A 17,505-nucleotide genomic window follows, 5' to 3' on the forward strand; every position below is an offset into this window, starting at 1 on the left:
CATCGCGCCGTCACATCGCTGCAAGACGATTGCCTCTCGCCTACTCCGCGGCCGACTGCAGCGCCACCTTTTCGACCCGCACGGCGCAGAACTTGAATTCGGGGATCTTGCCGAATGGGTCGAGCGCCGGGTTGGTCAACAGGTTCGCCGCCGCCTCCGCGTAGCAGAACGGCATGAACACCATGTTTTCAGGCACGTCGCGGTCGGAGCGCAGCTTGACCTCGACGGCGCCGCGGCGGGTCTGCAGGCGAATGAAGTCGCCGGGCCAGACGCTGAGCTTGCGCATGTCCTTCGGTGACATGAACGCCACCGCTTCCGGCTCGATCTGATCGAGCACGCTGGCGCGGCGGGTCATCGAGCCGGTGTGCCAATGTTCGAGCACGCGTCCCGTGGACAGCACCATCGGATATTCGGAATCGGGCACCTCGTCGGGCGCGATCACCTTCGCCGGCACGATCTTGCCGCGGCCACTCGCGGTCGGGAAGCCCGTGGTGAAGATGATCTCGTTGCCGGGCTGGTCGGAAGCGTCCACCGGATAGGTCACCGCGCCCTCGCGCACCAGCCGATCCCAAGTGATGTTGTTCAGCGACGGCATCACCTGCGTCATCTCGGTGAACACGTCGGCCGGGCCGTTGTAATTCCACGGCAGGCCCATGCGCTTGCCGATCTCCTGGATGATCCAGAGATCCTGCCGTGCATCGCCCGGCGGCCTGATCACCTCGCGTGCGAGTTGCACGCGGCGATCAGTGTTGGTGAAAGTGCCGGATTTTTCCGCAAAGGCCGAGGCCGGCAGGATGACGTCGGCATGGAACGCCGTTTCCGTCACAAAGAGATCCTGCACCACCAGATGATCGAGCATGGCCAGCGCGTGGCGTGCGTGCTGCAGATCGGGGTCCGACATCGCGGGGTTTTCGCCCTCGATATACATGCCGGTAATCTCGCCGGCGTGGATCGCGTTCATGATTTCGACGACGGTGAGGCCGCGCACGGGATCGAGATCCTGATGCCAGAGCTTTTCAAAGGGCTCTCGCAGATCGGTTCGCCCGACCGGCTGGTAGTCCGGCAAAAACATCGGGATCAAGCCGGCGTCGGACGCGCCCTGCACGTTGTTCTGGCCACGCAGCGGATGCAGGCCGGTGCCGGGACGGCCGACCTGGCCGGTGGTCAGCGCCAGCGCGATCAGGCAGCGCGCGTTATCGGTCCCGTGGATATGCTGGCTGATGCCCATGCCCCAGAAGATGATGGAGGCCTGCGAGCGGGCATAGACGCGCGCGACTTCCTTCAGCGTCTCGGCAGGGACGCCGCAGATCGCTTCCATCTTCTCCGGCGGGAATTCCTTGATGCGCTCGGCGAGTTCGTCAAAGCCTTCGGTATAGCCCGCGATATACTGCTGGTCGGTCAGCCCTTCGGTAATGATGGTGTGGAGCATCGCGTTCAGCATCGCGACGTCGCTACCGGGCTTGAACGCCAGATGCCGCCAGGCGTGGCGCGACAGAGACTGCCGGCGCGGATCCATCACGATCAGCTTGGCGCCGCGCTTGGCTGCATTCTTGATATAGGTCGCGGCGACCGGATGATTCACGGTCGGATTGGCGCCGATCACGATGATGACTTCGGCATCCATCGCAGCCGCAAACGGCGCCGACACCGCGCCCGAGTTCAACCCTTCCATCAGCGCCGCCACGGATGAAGCGTGGCATAGCCGCGTACAGTGATCGACATTGTTGGAGCCGAAGCCGGTGCGCACCAGCTTCTGGAACAGGTAGGCCTCTTCGTTCGAGCCCTTGGCGGAGCCGAAACCGGCCAGCGCCTTGACGCCCTTTTCGTCGCGGATCTTGACGAGGCCCTTGGCTGCGATATCGAGCGCCTCTTCCCACGAGGCTTCGCGGAAATGGGTGAACGGATTGGCCGGATCGACCTGGTCGTTGGCATCCTTCTTCGCATTCGGCAGCCGCACCAGCGGCTTTGTCAGGCGATGCGGATGATGGATGTAGTCGAAGCCGAAGCGGCCCTTGACGCAGAGACGGTTGTGGTTGGCCGGGCCATCGCGGCCCTCGGCGTAGATGACCTTCTCGTCCTTGACCTGATAGGTGACCTGGCAGCCGACGCCGCAGAACGGGCAGAGCGAGTCGACCTTCTTGTCGGGGTAGGTGACGCGGGTCTGGTTCTCGTCCAGCATCACCGAGGGCATCAGGGCGCCGGTCGGGCAGGCCTGCACGCATTCGCCGCAGGCAACGCAGGTCGATTCACCCATCGGATCGTCGAAGTCGAACACAATCTTGGCGCCGGCATTGCGATAGGCCATGCCGATGACGTCGTTGACCTGCACCTCGCGGCAGGCGCGCACGCACAGGCCACACTGGATGCAGGCATCGAGATTGACGCTCATCGCGGGATGGCTGGTATCGCCTTGCCAACGCTCGGCCGCCGGAAAACGGCTCTCGGTGACGTCGACCTTTTCGGCCCAGTGCCAGAATTTCGAATCGGGATCATGCGAGGTTTCGCGCGCCGGCTGGTCAGCAACCAGCAACTCCATCACCATCTTCTGCGCCGCGACTGCACGCGCGCTCTCGGTCTTTACCTTCATGCCGACGCTCGGCGTGCGTTTGCAGGACGCGGCCAGCACGCGCTCGCCCTCGATCTCGACCATGCAGGCGCGGCAATTGCCGTCGGGCCGGTAGTCCGGCTCCGGCGAATAGCAGAGATGCGGAATTTCCTTCTGGTGGCGTTTCGCCACTTGCCAGATGGTCTCGCCGGCGTTGGCCTCGACCTGTTGACCGTCGAGTTCGAACTTGATCTTGGTCATTCCGCGGCCTCTTTCGGCACGAATTCTTCCGGAAAATATTTAATCACTGACGTCAGCGGATTCGAGGCGGCTTGGCCAAGCCCGCAGATCGAGGCATCGCGCATCGCCTGGCTCAGCTGGTCGAGCAATTCGCGGTTCCAAACTGGACGCTGCATCAGGAGTGCCGCCTTCTGGGTGCCGACCCGGCACGGCGTGCACTGGCCGCAGCTTTCGTCCTCGAAGAACTTCATCAGGTTCAGCGCCGCGCCCTTCACGCTGTCCTGCTCGGATAGGATGACGATTGCGGCGGAGCCGATGAAGCAGCCGTATTTTTCCAGCGTGCCGAAGTCGAGCGGGATGTTGTCCATCGAGGCCGGCAAAATGCCGCCCGAGGCGCCGCCCGGAAGGTAAGCGTGGAAGGTGTGGCCGTCAGCCATGCCACCGCAGAACTCATCGATCAGTTCGCGCACGGTGACGCCTGCCGGCGCCAGCTTCATGCCGGGATTTTTGACGCGGCCCGACACCGAATAGCTGCGCAGCCCGTGACGGTCGTTGCGGCCGTGGCTCTTCCACCAGTCGGCGCCCTTCTCGACGATGTCGCGCACCCACCACAGCGTCTCGATATTGTTGATCAGCGTCGGCAGGCCGAACAGGCCGACTTGGAACGGATAAGGCGGCTTGTGCCTTGGCAGGCCGCGCTTGCCCTCAATGGACTCCAGCAGCGAGGATTCCTCGCCGCAGATATAGGCGCCGGCGCCGCGGCGCATGTGCAGCACGGGGCCGCCCGGCGGCAGCTTCGCAATTTCGCGCGTGAGGATTTCGCGCGAGGCCGGGTATTCGTCGCGGATGTAGATGTAGACGTCGGTCGCCTCGACCACATGGGCGCCGATCAGCATGCCCTCGATGAAGCGATGCGGATCGGTTTCGAGGTAATAGCGATCCTTGAAGGTGCCGGGTTCGCCCTCGTCGCCATTGATCGCCATCAGCCGCGGTCCGGGCTCACCGAGCACCGCGCGCCATTTGCGTCCCGTCGGGAAGCCGGCACCGCCAAGCCCGCGCAGCGAGGCGTCGTCGAGCGACTTCAGCAGGTCTTCTCTCGTCATGGCGCCAGAGCGCAGGCGGTTCAGCAGTGCATAACCGCCGCCGGCGACATAGGCGTCGTAATCGACATATTTCGGCAGATGCGCATGCGTTTCGCCGCCCTTCGCCGCGGCGAGCACGGTTGTGACCGTGGCATGATCGACGAAGTGATGACCGACCTCGGCCGCAGGCGCGGTATCGCAGCGGCCGACGCAGGGGGCGCGCACCACGCGAATGCCCGGGCCTGCGCTGTCCTGCAGTTCGTGCAGCAGCTTTTCCGCGCCCAGCATCGCGCAGGTGAGCGAATCGCAGACCCGGATCGTCAGCGGCGCGATGTCGGGCGCGCCTTCCTTCACCACGTCGAAATGCGCGTAGAAGGTCGCGGTCTCGAACACTTCGGCAAATGACAGCTTCATCTCGTCGGCCAGCGCCGCGAGATGCGCCGCCGAGATCTGGTGATACTTGTCCTGGATCAGGTGCAGGTGCTCTATCAGGAGATCGCGGCGCCGCGGCCGATCGCCGAGCAGCAACTCGATCTCGTGGGCGGCGGTGGGGTCAACCTGTCGGCCCTTGGGGGTCGCCTTGGCCCGCTTCCGTCCCGCGCCGGGATGTTCGAACGAGCGGACCTCGTGCACGTTATGGATGGTCATTGATAAGCGTCTCGTTCCCTCGACCTGAATTCGATCAACTCTAATCTCTGGTATGCCAGATGCCAAGCGAATTGTGATGTCTTGATAGGTATTTAAGTCGCTGGCGGTGGGCGTGGTTCGGGCGTTCGAACGCCCTCGGCGATCCTCGCCGGTGTAGACTTGCCTGACCGAGCAATGAGAACGCGAAACGACCGCAGGATCAATAAAGCTGTTCCATGCTGCGATTGCGAAAACATATCGACCGGCGGCCCGAGCAGACATTGGAAGACGCCGCGGGAAGCAAGTTCACACCCCGCGGCGTCCTCGGCGTCATAGGATCTTGACGGCGCTTTCCAGCGTCTTCCACACGCCCCAGGCCAAGGGAACGCCCACGAAGGCCCAGAACAGCGCGGCCTTGGTGTCGAGCCCGCCGAATCCGATGCCATAGGAGCCTGACGGACCCGATGCGCCCGCGCTCGCCGTTGCCGCCTGCAACTTGGCAACCTCGGCTTCGCTCATGTGCCACTTCGCATCGACCGGCTTGATCAGGTAGTTGCAGATCAGGCCCGCGATCAGCATCGCGCACAGGATGTACATCGTGGTGTTGTAGAGCTGGTCGCGCGGCACGCCTGCGGCAAGCTGGAACTCGCGAATGTAGTTCACGACCACGGGACCGATGATGCCCGCCGTCGACCACGCCGTCAGCAGACGGCCGTGGATAGCGCCCACGAACTGCGTGCCGAACATGTCGGCGAGATACGCCGGCACGGTGGCGAAGCCGCCGCCATACATCGACAGGATGATGCCGAAGCCGATCACGAATAGAAGCTTCGAGCCCATCGCCGCGAATGTCGGCGCCAGCGCATAGAGCACGATGCCCAGGATGAAGAACGTATAATAGGTGTTCTTGCGGCCCATCTTGTCCGACAGCGACGCCCAGAAGAAGCGGCCGCCGATATTGAACAGCGACAGCAGGCCGGCGAAACCAGCCGCGATGCCGGCAATCGTCGCCTTCTGCGCCGCGTCGAGTTGGTTGAAGCCAATGTCGGGCAATCCGATCAGCTTGCCGGCGAAGATTTCCTGCAACATCGGCGAAGCCATGCCGATCACGCCGATACCTGCCGACACGTTCAGGCAGAGCACCCACCAGATCAGCCAGAACTGCGGCGTCTTGTGCGCGTCCTTCAGATGAACATGGTTCTGCGAGATCATCGCATTGGCTTTGCTGGGCGGAGTCCAACCCTCGGGCCGCCAGCCCGCCGGCGGAATGCGATAGCGGAAGGCGCCGATCATCATGAACACGAAATAGATGGCGCCCATCGCGATGAAGGTTTCCCAGGCGCCGACCGAGGTCGGCGACTTGAAATAGTTCATCAGCAGGTTCGCCAGTGGGGCACCGATCATGGCGCCGCCGCCAAAGCCCATGATGGCCATGCCGGTCGCCATGCCGCGCCGGTCCGGAAACCATTTCACCAGCGTCGATACCGGCGAGATGTAACCGAGGCCGAGCCCGATGCCGCCGATGACGCCGGAGCCGAGCCACAACAGCCACAATTGATGGGTGATGATGCCGATCGCACCAAGCACGAGACCGCCGCACCAGCACAGCGCCGACACGAAGCCGGCCTTGCGCGGTCCGACGCGCTCCAGCCAGCCGCCCCAGATCGCGGCGGAAACGCCGAGCAGCACGAAGAACAGCGTGTACATCCAGCCCATGCTGGCGACTTTCCAGTCGCAGGTGGTGGTGAACAATTCCTGCATCAGCGTCATGTCGGGGCAGGCCTTCGGCGCGGTCACGCCGATCGCGCGCGACAGCGGCAGCCAGAACACGCTGAAGCCATAGGCCATGCCGATGCACAGATGAATGCAAAGCGCAGCCGGCGGCACCAGCCACCGGTTGAAGCCGGCGGTCGCAATCGTCCGCTCCTTGTCAAGGAATCCCGTTCCGGCACCGGGTATGCTCCCGGCGCTGCTGATTGTTGTCATCGCTATTTTCCCCTGCGGCCCACTGTTGAACTGGGCGTTTTTGCCGTCTTCGATCCCGTCGTCTTCAGCCATGCAGTGGAACAGCCCCATCCGCTGTTCCATGCAGTTCCGGAACGCGCGGGGATCGCCGCGCGCGTTCGAGAATCCACCCTGATATTTTGATTATGCCCGCAAGCCATGCCGGCCAATTGAGGTGAGAATTTGCCGGCATGAGAAGCGCGGCCGACAGCTCATCTCAATTGCACACCGCTGGTCATCGCTCCTCCCCTTTCAACTTGTTGAAGAGGAGTGAGCAATCCGTGTGCCAAATCGCACGATGCAAGAAATCAATGACTTGTGAGTGACGCCACCGCGGATCGGGACAAAATGTCCGGACTAGCTGGACAAAATGTCCAGCCCGGCCGGCGATCAGTCGGCTTCCGGAAGCCACACGCGGAATCTGCTTCCGCGGCCGACTTCGCTTTCCGCCGTAATCTGGCCGCGCTGGCGCTTGATCAATGTCTGACTTATGGAAAGACCAAGGCCGGTACCCTCCCGGCGCTTCGTCGTGAAGAAGGGATCGAACACTTTCCCCACCACATCCGCTGGCATGCCAACGCCGGTGTCGGCCACTTCGATGATGATACCCGGATTGCCGTCTCGCTCGGCATCGAATGACCGCAGCGCGAGCGTACCGCCGTCCGGCATGGCGTGGATTGCGTTGACGATCAGGTTGATCACAACCTGCTGCAGTTCGGTGCGGTTCATCAGGACCAGACGGCTGGCCCGGTCCTCTCTCACCACGGCGATTTCCGTCTTGTTCAGGAGATGCTGCACCAGTGGCAGGCAGTCCGCGACGACGCTTCCGGGCGCATGACGCTCGACATAGCCGGCATATTCTTCCGGCCGGGCAAACTGCAAGAGCTTGGTGACGATCTGGCTGATGCGGTGGATCTGCTCGTCGACCAGGCGGAATTCGACCTTGGCTTTTTCGGTGTCGGCGCCGATCACGCTGCGGATGACGTCGAGATTGCCCTGCATCACCGCGATGGGGTTGTTGATCTCATGGGCGACGCCGGCAGTAATTTCGCCGATTGCGGCAAGCTTCTCGGACATGATGAGCTGCTTGGTGGTCGCCTCCAGCTTCAGATTGGCGTGCTCGAGGTCCCGCGTTCGCTCGCGGACGCGGATATTCAATTCCTCGTTCCACTCGCGCAACTGGCGGTCGCGTTCCTGGATCTGGTCGAGCAGGGTATCGAGATGGATCGCCACGCGACCGATCTCGTCGGCCGACGCCGGCAGTTTGGTGCGGGCGGACAAATTGCCGCTCTCCACTTCGCCGATCGTCGCTGTGACCCGCTCGAGCGGCATGAATATCGACTGCGCCCAGCGCAGGAAGATCGGCACGGTTGCCGCCGTGATCACGATGAATGCCAGCGCGACGATCAGCAGCGTCTCATACTTCGCGTCGCTGAAGGGCTTTTGCAGAAAGCCGACATAGAGCATGCCGACGCGCTTGCCATAGGTGTCGACGAGCGGCTCGTAGGCCGAGATGTACCAGTCGTTCACCACGAACGCGCTGTCGAGCCAGGTACGTCCCTCACCCATCACCGCGGAGCGGACCGCCGCCGATACCCGTGTTCCCAGCGCGCGCCGCCCCTCGAACAGGCGCACATTGGTCGAGATCCGCACGTCGTCCAGGAACAGCGTCGCCGTTCCCTGGCTGCCCTCGGGCAGGCTGGCCTCGCGATAGACGAGGTCGTTGATCGTATCGATGAATTCAAGATTCTGATTGAGAAGAATGCCGCCGACCAGGGCAGCCGGCGCTCCCCCGGGGGTCGTCGCCCGGCTCGCCGCATGCACGACCACGCCGTGGGTTTCCGCGCCGCGGTCGGTCGGTACGGCGTTCGGCGTCGGCACGAGGTCGAGACGCGCACGTTCGGCGAGATCAGGCGAAATCGCCGCAAGCTCGTCATTGGTGAAGACGTCGACGCCGGCTGACGGGGCCTCTCCCGACAACGCCGCGGTGATGATCGGCCAGTCGCCCTTTGGCCGTCCCGGAAACACGGGCGACGAGGCGAGGATCTTTCCGCTCGCGTCCACCAAATAGAGAAAGTCGAGACCGATCTCCTTGCGGGAGGTTTCGAGCAGTTCGGCCACGGCGGACAGTGGATCGTGCTCCTCCACATCGCGGAACCGGGCGGAGAGGCTGAGTGCGCGGATCTGAACGCCGGTTTTTTCGAGAATGCGGGCCAGATATTGATGAGCGATGGTGAGATCGCCATTCACCTTCGAAATCAGGGTGGCATCGAACCTCGCATTCCAGCGGTAGATGGCAACCCCGAGCAGCAGCGGCAGGATGACCAGCATGGGCAGCAGCGCGATCGCCAGCAGCCGGAAACGAACGGAGCGACCGCGCGCCGGCCCGTTCATGCTGCTTGCCCGCTCAGACATTCCATAGCGCGAATTTGCGGTCGATGGTCTTGCGGGAGATTCCAAGCCTGCGCGCGGCCTCCTCGCGGTTGCCGCCGGTCTCTTTCAGGACAGAGAGAATGTGCCGGCGCTCCAGATCAGCCAGGCTGTCGGCGGCGGCCGGCTGGCCATCGCTTCGCGGCCCAGCGAAATCGTCCGGGAACGCGCCGAGAATCAGCGTGCGTTCGATCAGATTGCGCAGCTCCCGCACATTGCCCGGCCAGTCGTAACTCGCCAATGCGGCGCGGACCGAGCTGTCGATCGGAACCGGCGGCATACCGAGCTGCGCCGAGAGCTTGCTCATGAAGATGGTGGCGAGTTCCTGCACGTCGTCGCCGCGATCCTTCAAGAGCGGCAGATGAATCTGCATGACGTTCAGGCGGTAGTAGAGGTCGGCCCGAAAGCGCCCCTTCTCCACTCCCTTCTGCAGATCGGCATTGGTCGCAAAGATGAAGCGAAGATCGACCGGCACTTCACGCTCGGAGCCGACTGGGCGGACGCGGCGGTCCTCCAGAACGCGGAGCAACTTGCTCTGCATCGGCAGCGGCAGCTCACCGATTTCATCCAGAAATAACGTGCCGCCGTGCGCATAGAGGAACAGGCCTTCACGGCCGCTGTCCGCGCCGGTGAAGGCGCCCTTGATGTGGCCAAACAGTTCGGCCTCGATCATCTCGGGCGGAATTGCTGCGCAGTTCACCGGCACGAACGGCTTGTCGGCGCGGTCGGATAGCGAATGAATTGAGCGCGCGGCGACTTCCTTGCCGGTGCCGGATTCGCCGGTGAGCAGGATCGACGTCGGCAGGCGGGCGACGCGGGCAATGGTTTCCCGCACGCTTCGGGCGGCCGGCGATGCCCCGATCAGATTGTCGCGCAGGAACGTCCTATCGGATGAAGCGCGCAGCGCATAACGCAGCACGTAGTTTTCGCGCTGCAGCCGGACCCGGTCGAGACAACGCGCCACCGCATTCAATATCTGGTTCGAACGGAACGGTTTCAGCACGAAATCGGCCGCGCCGGCACGCAGCGCCTGGATCGCCGTGTCGAGATCGGCATAGGCCGTGATGAGGATGGCATCGGCAAAGAAGCCGACGGCCCGCTGCTCCGCCAGCCAGTCGACGCCGTTCTTGCCCGGCATGATGTTGTCGAGGATGACGACATCGAACCGGCTCTTGTCGAGCAGGCGCGAGGCTTCGTCCGTGTCGGCCGCCTCCGCCACATGCTTGCAACGCGGCCCCAGCGTGCGCATGAGGAAATTCCGCATGCCGGGCTCGTCGTCGACGATCAGAATCGAGGCCTGCGCCAGCGCACCGAACTCGGGGCCGCCGGCCGATTTGCCAAGTTTTGCCGCCGGTTCATTGGCCGCGGCAGGAGATGCCGATGCGCTCGCCTTCGATGTCAGGAGGTTCATGCAGGGATTTGTAGGACCGAATGTCGCACCCGGCAATCATGCGTTCTAATGAAGTCGTCTAATTGACGCGCGAGGGTTGTGCCCAACGAAACGGCTCAGGCATTCGCCTTTTCTATCGAGCCATTTGATTTTTCTATCAAGAAAACGATGCGACTTTGGCTGCGCTCAGTGATTTCGACCTTGTCGCCGGTCTCGCGAATGAGGTTCGGGATGTCGATTACCGACAGCGGATCGGTGCAGAGCACTTCCAGCCGATCGCCGGGCGGCAAGGTCTTCAGCGCCTTGCGCGTCTTCAATGCCGGAAGCGGGCATTTCAGCCCGGCAAGATCGAGTTTTGTCGTCGTCATGCGCCGACCATGGCGAAGCGAGCCCGCATCGTCAACGGACTTCAATTGAACAAGCCTGCATAGGACAGGAACCCGATCATCTCACCGGGCGCGACCTGCGTGATTTCTTCGCCAAGCTCGACCAGGCCGTCGGTATCCGCCAGCGAGGACAAAAGGCCAGCGCCTTCGCGTGGAAACTTCACCGCTTCGAGCGCGCCATCGGCACCCTTGCGCAGGGTGACGCGGACATATTCGCGGCGCGAAATCTTTTTCCTGTAGCTGAAGGCGGCGCGAACCGGCATCGGCATCAGCTTCTCCGGCTGCGCGCCGGACAGCGCCAGAATCGTCGGCCGCACCACATGGACGAAGGTAACAAAACTCGCCACCGGATTGCCGGGCAAGCCGATGAATGGTGTGCCGCCGATGATTCCCATCGCAACGGGGCGGCCCGGCTTGATCGCCATCCGCCACAGCACCAGCCTGCCGACGCTTTCGACGCTCGCCTTGACGTGATCTTCCTCGCCGGTCGAAACGCCACCGGTGGTGAGGATCAGGTCGTGCGTGCCGGCGACCTCCTGCAGGGCACGGGCGAGCGCGGCGCGGTCGTCCCTGAGGATGCCGAGATCGCTGACCTCGCAGCCGAGCCGGCTCAACATCGCCATCAGCATGAAGCGGTTGGAATCAAACAATTGCGCCGGGGCACGCGCTTCGCCCGGCGAAGCCAGTTCGTTGCCGGTGGAGAACACGGCAACGCGAATGCGCCTGACGACATCGAGTTGCGCCAGGCCGAAGGCTGCGGCGAGCGCGACATCCTGCGGCCGCAGCCTTTGGCCGGCCTTCAGTGCCGCGAAGCCTGCCGGAATATCTTCACCCGCGGGCCGCACATTGGCGCCGGGCTTGAGGCCGGCAGGCACCACGACCTTGTCGCCTTCGACGCGCACGTCTTCCTGCATGAACACGGTATCGGCGCCTTCGGGCATCGGCGCGCCGGTAAAGATGCGTATCGCCTGCCCCGGCTTGACCGGCGCAGATACGGAGCTGCCTGCCTGAACGCGGCCGACCACCGGAAACGTCCCCTCTTCCTTCTGCGGCAGGTCGCGGCTCGAAACCGCATAGCCGTCGACTGCGGAATTGGTGAAGGGCGGCAGCGGCAGCGGCGCCAGAATGTCGTGCGCGAGAATGCGGCCATCGGCGCGGGCGAGCACGACGGTCTCGATATCCACGACCGGCGTCACGCGCGTGGCAATGAGACCCACGGCCTCATCGACCGACATCATCGGACCACCGAAGGCAAAGCAATCGTCGGACAATTGCGCCATGTGCCTGATCAGCCCTCAGCTTCGCATTTCGCCAGCACGTCTTCGAGCGAGATCGCCGATTTCAGCATCATCGCCGCCACCGCCTCGATATCGTCGAGATGGGCGGTCGGCAGGGCGGTTTCAACCGCCGTATCGGTCGCAATGCCGACAATGCCGGGATCGTCCGGAAACAGCAGCGGCTTTTCATTCGCGGCGCGATAAACCTCGATTTTGCGGTGCGGCTCGCGCTTAAAACCCTCGACCACGACGAGATCGACCGGCGTCATCTTTGCCAGCAGTTCCGGCAGCCGCGGCTCGGCCGCGCCACGCAGCTCGTGCATCAGGGCCCAGCGCTGGCTGGAAGATACCAGGACTTCGGCCGCACCAGCCTCGCGATGCTTCCAGGAATCCTTGCCGGGCATGTCGACGTCGAAGGCATGATGGGCGTGCTTGATGACGGAGACGCGCAGGCCCTGCTTTTGCAATTGCGGGATCGCCCGCGTCAGCAAGGTGGTCTTGCCGGCGCCGCTCCATCCCGCGAGGCCTATTACCTTCATTACGTTCTCCGGAACCGGCTCTGACCGTCATTGCGAGGAGCGAAGCGACGAAGCAATCCACGCTTTCTTTGCTGCGCTATGGATTGCTTCGCTTCGCTCGCAACGACGGTGTTGGCCACATTGTCCATACCCTGAAATGCTTTATATCGGCTGGAAGCCATTGTCATGCTAACCTGCGGGTATGATGAAAATCGACAAAGCCCCAGCTCCCCTGATCGTGCCGAATCCCGAGGATCCGCGGCTGACCGAGCGCGTCGCCGGGACCGACCAGACGGGTGCGGCGGTCGAAATCCAGGTGCCGGTGGAACGGCCGCTGACCCTGTATCTGAACGCCCAGGAGATCGTCACCATGATGACGATCGGCGACTATCCGGAATACCTGGCGCTCGGCTATCTCCTCAACCAGAACATGCTGAAATACGACGACGTCGTCACCGAGGTCGAATATCACGACGACCTTCAGGTGGTGGTGGTGCGCACCGAGCATCACACCAACTTCGAGGCAAAACTGAAGAAGCGCACGCAGACTTCCGGCTGCGCGCAGGGCACGGCGTTCGGCGATCTGCTCGAAGCGGTTGAAAGCGTCGCGCTGCCTAAGGCGGAATTACGCACCTCCTGGCTCTACCAGATGACGCGTACGATCAACACCATGCCCTCGCTCTACCTGGAAGCCGGCGCGATACATGGCTGCGTGCTGTGCAAGGAAGGCGCGCCGGTGTGTTACACCGAGGATGTCGGCCGCCACAACGCCGTCGACAAGATCGCGGGCTGGATCTATCGCCACGGCGTCGATCCCGCCGACAAGATCCTCTACACCACCGGCCGCCTTACGTCGGAGATGGTGATCAAGACGGTGCGGATGGGAATTCCCATTCTCGTCTCGCGCTCGGGATTTACGGCATGGGGCGTCGAACTGGCGCGGCAGGTCGGGCTGACGCTGGTCGGGCGCACGCGCGGCAAACGCTTCATCGCGCTGTCCGGCCAGGAACGCATCGTGTTCGACCAGGACCTCGACTATGTCGCGGAAGAATCGGCGCGGCACAAGCGCAAGGGCGAAAGCGATGACTAGTATCCCCGGCGTGCTGCTGGCCGGCGGCCTCGCGCGCAGAATGGGCGGCGGCGACAAGCCGATGCGCACGATCGCCGGCCGCACCATCCTCGATCGCGTGATCGCGCGCCTGAAGCCGCAATGCGACGGCTTGATCCTCAATGCCAATGGTGATCCCGCTCGCTTTGCCGCGTTCGGCCTGCCAGTCATTGCAGATGGCGTCGCCGATTTTCCCGGCCCGCTCGCAGGTATCCTCGCGGCGCTCGACTGGGCTGCGGCCAACCGGCCAGATGTTGAATTGGTGTTGAGCGCCGCCGCCGACTGCCCGTTCCTGCCGCGCGATCTGGTGTCGCGGCTGCATGGCGCGCTCACGGCGGAAAACGCCGAACTTGCCGTTGCCGCTTCCGACGGCCAGTCACATCCGGTGATCGGACTGTGGAGGATCGGCTTGCGCGAGCAACTTCGCCACGCGCTTGTGGTTGAGGATATCAGGAAGATCGACCGCTGGACCGCCCGCTACAAACTCGCCACCGTGGCGTGGCCGACAATGCCACTCGATCCGTTTTTCAACGCCAATACCATGGACGATATTGCAGAGGCCGAGCGGTTGGCGGCGTTGGATGGGGGTTAACTCGTGCCCCGGATGCTGTGCAGCACCAAAAGCGCGTTTACGCGCGTCTTCGATGCGCTATAGATCCGGGGGCCCATCGTCGAGCAAGGTGGGTCCCGGTTCTGCAGCGCACCGCTGCGCCGCGTCCGGGACACGAATTCGCCATTGAGCGCATGCCCTCTCTACGCCGCCAGCGGCACTGTCCAGGCGTCGTAGCCGTACACCCAATCCGTATCGGTCTTGCCGCTGAGCCAGGTGTTGGCGCGCGAGATTTGCTGGATACGTTCCGTTCGCGCCTTGCGTGTCGCCTCGAAGCGGCGAAATGCATTTGCAACGCCTTCCCGCTCGACGCCGTCGAGGCAGCGCGACAGCACCGCGGCGTCCTCAATCGCCATCGCCGCGCCCTGGGCCATGTAGGGCGTCATTGGGTGGCAGGCGTCGCCGAGCAGCGTCACGTTGCGGTCGGCCCATCGCTCCAGCGAATTGCGGTCGACGATCGCCCATTTGTGCACGTCGGGGCATACGGCCAGCACCTGTTCAACCTGGCGGTCGAAGCCGGCGAATGCTTTGCGCAATTCCCTGACATCGCCCTTCGCCGACCAGGACTCGATACGAAAATCCGGCTCCGGCTGGCTGGTGACGAGGTAGATCTCGCTGCGGTCCGGCCTGACGTAATAGATGACGATGTGGCGGTCGTCGCCCCACCATTTGGTGCAATCGTCGATCCGTTCGCCGCCGAGCAGCGCGGCGGGATAGGTGGTACGGTAGGCGATCCGCCCGGTGAAGTTCACCGGCGAGACGCCGAACAGCATATCCCGCACCACGGAGTGAACACCGTCGGCGCCGATCACGGCGTCAGCAACGGCGGTTGCGCCACTGGCAAAGGTGAGCCGGACGCCTTCGCCGGTTTCTTCCAGCCCGGCCAATTTGTGATTAAGTCTGATGCAGGCATCGGGAACGGCGCTGGCAAGCGCCGCATGGAGATCGCCGCGATGCGCCAGCAGATAGGGCGCGCCGAACTTCTGCTCGGCGCTTTCGCCGAAGATCATGTCGAATTTGACTTCGCCAGTGCGCCAGTCGCGATTATTCCAGGAGCGTGGATAGAACGACTGCGCGCGCAGTCTCGCCTCCAGCCCCAGCCCACGCAGCGCCTTCATCGCGTTGCAACCGATCTGGATGCCGGCGCCCAGCCGCGCGAATTGCGTGGCCTGCTCGCAGACGGTGACGTCGATGCCGACCCGCCGCAGCGCCGCGGCGGTCGCGAGCCCACCCATGCCGGCGCCGATGATCGCAATCGATAGCGGTCTTGCCATTGCCGTCCCTGCCCGAGCCGTTTCTGTTGACGGCTTCTCACCTGTGGCGCGTCAGACCGGCCGAAATCCCGCCTGCTCCAGCGCCGCGCGTGCCGCGTCCGACGCCAGTGCTTCGAGGAAGGCCTGCACGGCCGGCCGTTGCTTGCGCGCCTTTACCAGCGCGAAATCATAATGCTCTTCGGCGAAGGGAATGAAACCCAGGTTTGACGCATGCGCGACCGGCGCAATGGTCATGCCCCAGTCAGCACGGTGCTGCGCGACCGCCGCCGCCACCGCATTGTGCGAGCGCGGCTGATTCCAGTAACCGTCCGGACGCGCGCCGGCGAGCAGCCGGTCGATCAGGATGCGCGTACCCGCGCCTTGATTGCGATTGACCATGATGCAGGCAGGATCGGCGAGCGCTGCGCGGACCGCGGCTTCGGCTGACATCCCCTCGAAGCGCCGGTCGCCCGTGCGGAAGACGATGCCCTGCATGCGCCGCCATCCCGGCAGCAGTTCGAGCCCGTCGCTGAGATAGGGCGTGTTGTAGGTCTCGGTCTTCTCGTCGAACAAATGGATCGGCGCAAAATCGCACTCGCCGCGTTTGGCGGCCGCGAGGCCACCGAGGCTGCCGACGGCGATCGAACGCACGACGAGCCCGGCATGCGCCAGCGGCGCGGTGACGAGATCGAGGCCGGTGCAGTGGCTGCCGACGATGACGAGATCCGGCACCCGCACATGCGGCGTGAACAGCGTGACCTCGGCCTCCCTGCCGGCCGGCATCTGGTCGGCCAGCGCATCGATCCGCAGAAAGCCGTCAGCCTGTGCAAAGGAGGTGATCGCGCCGGAGCCTTTTCCCGTAGGGTAAGCGATCAAACCATCCGCGCCCTCGACCAGCGACACCATGACGAATTCAGTCCGGCCCAGCTCGGATGCGATCCGAACCGGTACGCGTGCATTGACCATGGCATCCGAACGCGGCGGCAGGCCCGCCATCCGCCGCAGCACCGGCACGATCATGTCGTGAAAGGTGAACATCGCCGAGGTTGGAAATCCCGGCAGGATGATGACGGGCTTGCCGTCGCATACCGCCAGGCACAGCGGCTTGCCTGGCTTCAGCGCCACGCCATGCGCGATGATGCCGGGCCTACCGAGCCGGCCGATGATGCGGTGGGAGACGTCGCCCGCGCCCTTGGACGTGCCGCCCGACAGCACCAGCATGTCGCTGGCTTCCAGCGCCTTGCGCATCGCGGATTCGAGTTGCGCTTCGTCGTCCGGGATCGCGCCGAAAAAATGCGCCTCGCCGCCGTTCTCCGAGATCGCGGCTGTCACGATCGCGCCATTGGTGTCGTAGATTGCGGCGGGCTGCAGCGGTTGGCCGGGCTGCACCAGTTCGTCGCCGGTGGAGATGATGGCGACGCGCGGCCGGCGCGCGACGGAAATCTGCGCGATGCCGCAGGCCGCCAGCATGCCGATCTCGCGCGAGCCGATGATGGCGCCGGCGCGCAGCAGCGCCTCGCCGCGGGCGATATCGGAACCGGCATAGGAGACGAATTGACCGGGGAAAGCCGCGCGGCGGATTTCGATCGCGCGAGGCCCCGCCGGCTGCGTATGCTCGACCATGACGACGGCGTCCGCGCCGCGCGGCACCGGACCGCCGGTCGCGATGGGTGTGGCCGTTCCCGACAATACCGGCCGCGCCGGTGCGGTGCCGCAGGCGATCATCTCGTCGTTCAGCATCACGCGGACCGGCGAAGCTTCGCCGGCGACCGCGAGATCGGCCGAGCGGACTGCAAAGCCATCGACATTGGAGCGGTCGAACGGCGGCACGTCGATCGGCGCCACGACATCCTCGGCCAGCGCGCAGCCGAGTGCGTCGGCGAGCGGCCGTTGCTCGCCCGGCACGGCGCGCGGAAACAAGGCGGCTTCGAAACGCGCCAGCGCATCCTCGCGCGACAGGACCGTCAGGAACTGGTCCTGCTCGCTATTGTCGCGATCCTTCGGTGAGGGCGTATTGATCATTCCCGAACTCATA

Annotated in this window: 12 protein-coding genes; 2 read left to right on the forward strand and 10 right to left on the reverse strand. The window is 63.9% G+C overall.

Annotated elements, in window-relative coordinates; genetic code table 11:
• Positions 1 to 40 precede the first annotated feature (40 nt).
• The 8 genes from fdhF to mobB all read right to left on the reverse strand — a co-directional run bounded on the left by fdhF (position 41) and on the right by mobB (position 12,520).
• The gene (gene fdhF / locus V1288_RS03965; protein WP_334355828.1) at positions 41 to 2,806 is read right to left on the reverse strand and encodes a formate dehydrogenase subunit alpha; all 2,766 of its coding nucleotides are present in this window, start codon (positions 2,804 to 2,806) and stop codon (positions 41 to 43) included.
• Complete coding sequence (locus tag V1288_RS03970; RefSeq protein WP_334355829.1) at positions 2,803 to 4,515, reverse strand: NADH-ubiquinone oxidoreductase-F iron-sulfur binding region domain-containing protein; 1,713 nt, start codon at positions 4,513 to 4,515, stop codon at positions 2,803 to 2,805. The genes fdhF and V1288_RS03970 overlap by 4 nt, the downstream gene beginning before the upstream one ends.
• A gap of 309 nt (positions 4,516 to 4,824) precedes the next feature.
• Complete coding sequence (locus tag V1288_RS03975; protein ID WP_334355830.1) at positions 4,825 to 6,480, reverse strand: OFA family MFS transporter; 1,656 nt, start codon at positions 6,478 to 6,480, stop codon at positions 4,825 to 4,827.
• A gap of 408 nt (positions 6,481 to 6,888) precedes the next feature.
• Positions 6,889 to 8,892, reverse strand: coding sequence for a sensor histidine kinase (locus tag V1288_RS03980; protein WP_334355831.1), 2,004 nt, complete (start codon positions 8,890 to 8,892; stop codon positions 6,889 to 6,891).
• A 13-nt stretch (positions 8,893 to 8,905) separates the two neighbouring features.
• Complete coding sequence (locus V1288_RS03985) at positions 8,906 to 10,339, reverse strand: sigma-54-dependent transcriptional regulator (RefSeq protein ID WP_334355832.1); 1,434 nt, start codon at positions 10,337 to 10,339, stop codon at positions 8,906 to 8,908.
• Between the two features lie 95 nt (positions 10,340 to 10,434).
• On the reverse strand, positions 10,435 to 10,686 hold the full coding sequence (locus V1288_RS03990) for a sulfurtransferase TusA family protein (protein ID WP_334355833.1): 252 nt from the start codon (positions 10,684 to 10,686) through the stop codon (positions 10,435 to 10,437).
• A gap of 41 nt (positions 10,687 to 10,727) precedes the next feature.
• On the reverse strand, positions 10,728 to 11,984 hold the full coding sequence (locus V1288_RS03995) for a molybdopterin molybdotransferase MoeA (protein WP_334355834.1): 1,257 nt from the start codon (positions 11,982 to 11,984) through the stop codon (positions 10,728 to 10,730).
• An 8-nt stretch (positions 11,985 to 11,992) separates the two neighbouring features.
• Positions 11,993 to 12,520, reverse strand: a complete 528-nt coding sequence (gene mobB, locus V1288_RS04000) for a molybdopterin-guanine dinucleotide biosynthesis protein B (RefSeq protein ID WP_334355835.1) — start codon at positions 12,518 to 12,520, stop codon at positions 11,993 to 11,995.
• Positions 12,521 to 12,701: 181 nt separating this feature from the next.
• On the opposite strand from mobB, the gene V1288_RS04005 reads away from it, so the two are divergent.
• Together V1288_RS04005 and mobA are read left to right on the forward strand one after the other, a co-directional pair.
• On the forward strand, positions 12,702 to 13,589 hold the full coding sequence (locus V1288_RS04005) for a formate dehydrogenase accessory sulfurtransferase FdhD (protein WP_334355836.1): 888 nt from the start codon (positions 12,702 to 12,704) through the stop codon (positions 13,587 to 13,589).
• A complete protein-coding gene (gene mobA, locus V1288_RS04010) occupies positions 13,582 to 14,199 on the forward strand; it encodes a molybdenum cofactor guanylyltransferase MobA (protein WP_334355837.1) in 618 nt (205 codons plus the stop codon). Before V1288_RS04005 ends, mobA begins: the two co-directional genes overlap by 8 nt.
• Positions 14,200 to 14,360: 161 nt before the next feature.
• On the opposite strand, the gene V1288_RS04015 is transcribed toward mobA, so the two are convergent.
• Together V1288_RS04015 and V1288_RS04020 are read right to left on the reverse strand one after the other, a co-directional pair.
• A complete protein-coding gene (locus tag V1288_RS04015) occupies positions 14,361 to 15,491 on the reverse strand; it encodes an FAD-dependent monooxygenase (protein WP_334355838.1) in 1,131 nt (376 codons plus the stop codon).
• 51 nt (positions 15,492 to 15,542) lie between these two features.
• The gene (locus V1288_RS04020) at positions 15,543 to 17,504 is read right to left on the reverse strand and encodes a molybdopterin biosynthesis protein (protein ID WP_442893909.1); all 1,962 of its coding nucleotides are present in this window, start codon (positions 17,502 to 17,504) and stop codon (positions 15,543 to 15,545) included.
• Between the last annotated feature and the right edge of the window lies 1 nt (position 17,505).

The organism is Bradyrhizobium sp. AZCC 2176, assembly GCF_036924645.1.
In the GTDB taxonomy this organism is placed as follows: domain Bacteria; phylum Pseudomonadota; class Alphaproteobacteria; order Rhizobiales; family Xanthobacteraceae; genus Bradyrhizobium.

Excerpts from the sequence above, each read along its gene's own strand:
- fdhF (WP_334355828.1), bottom strand. The coding sequence starts at position 2,806 with ATGACCAAGATCAAGTTCGAACTCGACGGTCAACAGGTCGAGGCCAAC.
- V1288_RS03970 (WP_334355829.1), bottom strand. The coding sequence starts at position 4,515 with ATGACCATCCATAACGTGCACGAGGTCCGCTCGTTCGAACATCCCGGC.
- V1288_RS03975 (WP_334355830.1), bottom strand. The coding sequence starts at position 6,480 with ATGACAACAATCAGCAGCGCCGGGAGCATACCCGGTGCCGGAACGGGA.
- V1288_RS03980 (WP_334355831.1), bottom strand. The coding sequence starts at position 8,892 with ATGAACGGGCCGGCGCGCGGTCGCTCCGTTCGTTTCCGGCTGCTGGCG.
- V1288_RS03985 (WP_334355832.1), bottom strand. The coding sequence starts at position 10,339 with ATGAACCTCCTGACATCGAAGGCGAGCGCATCGGCATCTCCTGCCGCG.
- V1288_RS03990 (WP_334355833.1), bottom strand. The coding sequence starts at position 10,686 with ATGACGACGACAAAACTCGATCTTGCCGGGCTGAAATGCCCGCTTCCG.
- V1288_RS03995 (WP_334355834.1), bottom strand. The coding sequence starts at position 11,984 with ATGGCGCAATTGTCCGACGATTGCTTTGCCTTCGGTGGTCCGATGATG.
- mobB (WP_334355835.1), bottom strand. The coding sequence starts at position 12,520 with ATGAAGGTAATAGGCCTCGCGGGATGGAGCGGCGCCGGCAAGACCACC.
- V1288_RS04005 (WP_334355836.1), top strand. The coding sequence starts at position 12,702 with ATGATGAAAATCGACAAAGCCCCAGCTCCCCTGATCGTGCCGAATCCC.
- mobA (WP_334355837.1), top strand. The coding sequence starts at position 13,582 with ATGACTAGTATCCCCGGCGTGCTGCTGGCCGGCGGCCTCGCGCGCAGA.
- V1288_RS04015 (WP_334355838.1), bottom strand. The coding sequence starts at position 15,491 with ATGGCAAGACCGCTATCGATTGCGATCATCGGCGCCGGCATGGGTGGG.
- V1288_RS04020 (WP_442893909.1), bottom strand. The coding sequence starts at position 17,504 with ATGAGTTCGGGAATGATCAATACGCCCTCACCGAAGGATCGCGACAAT.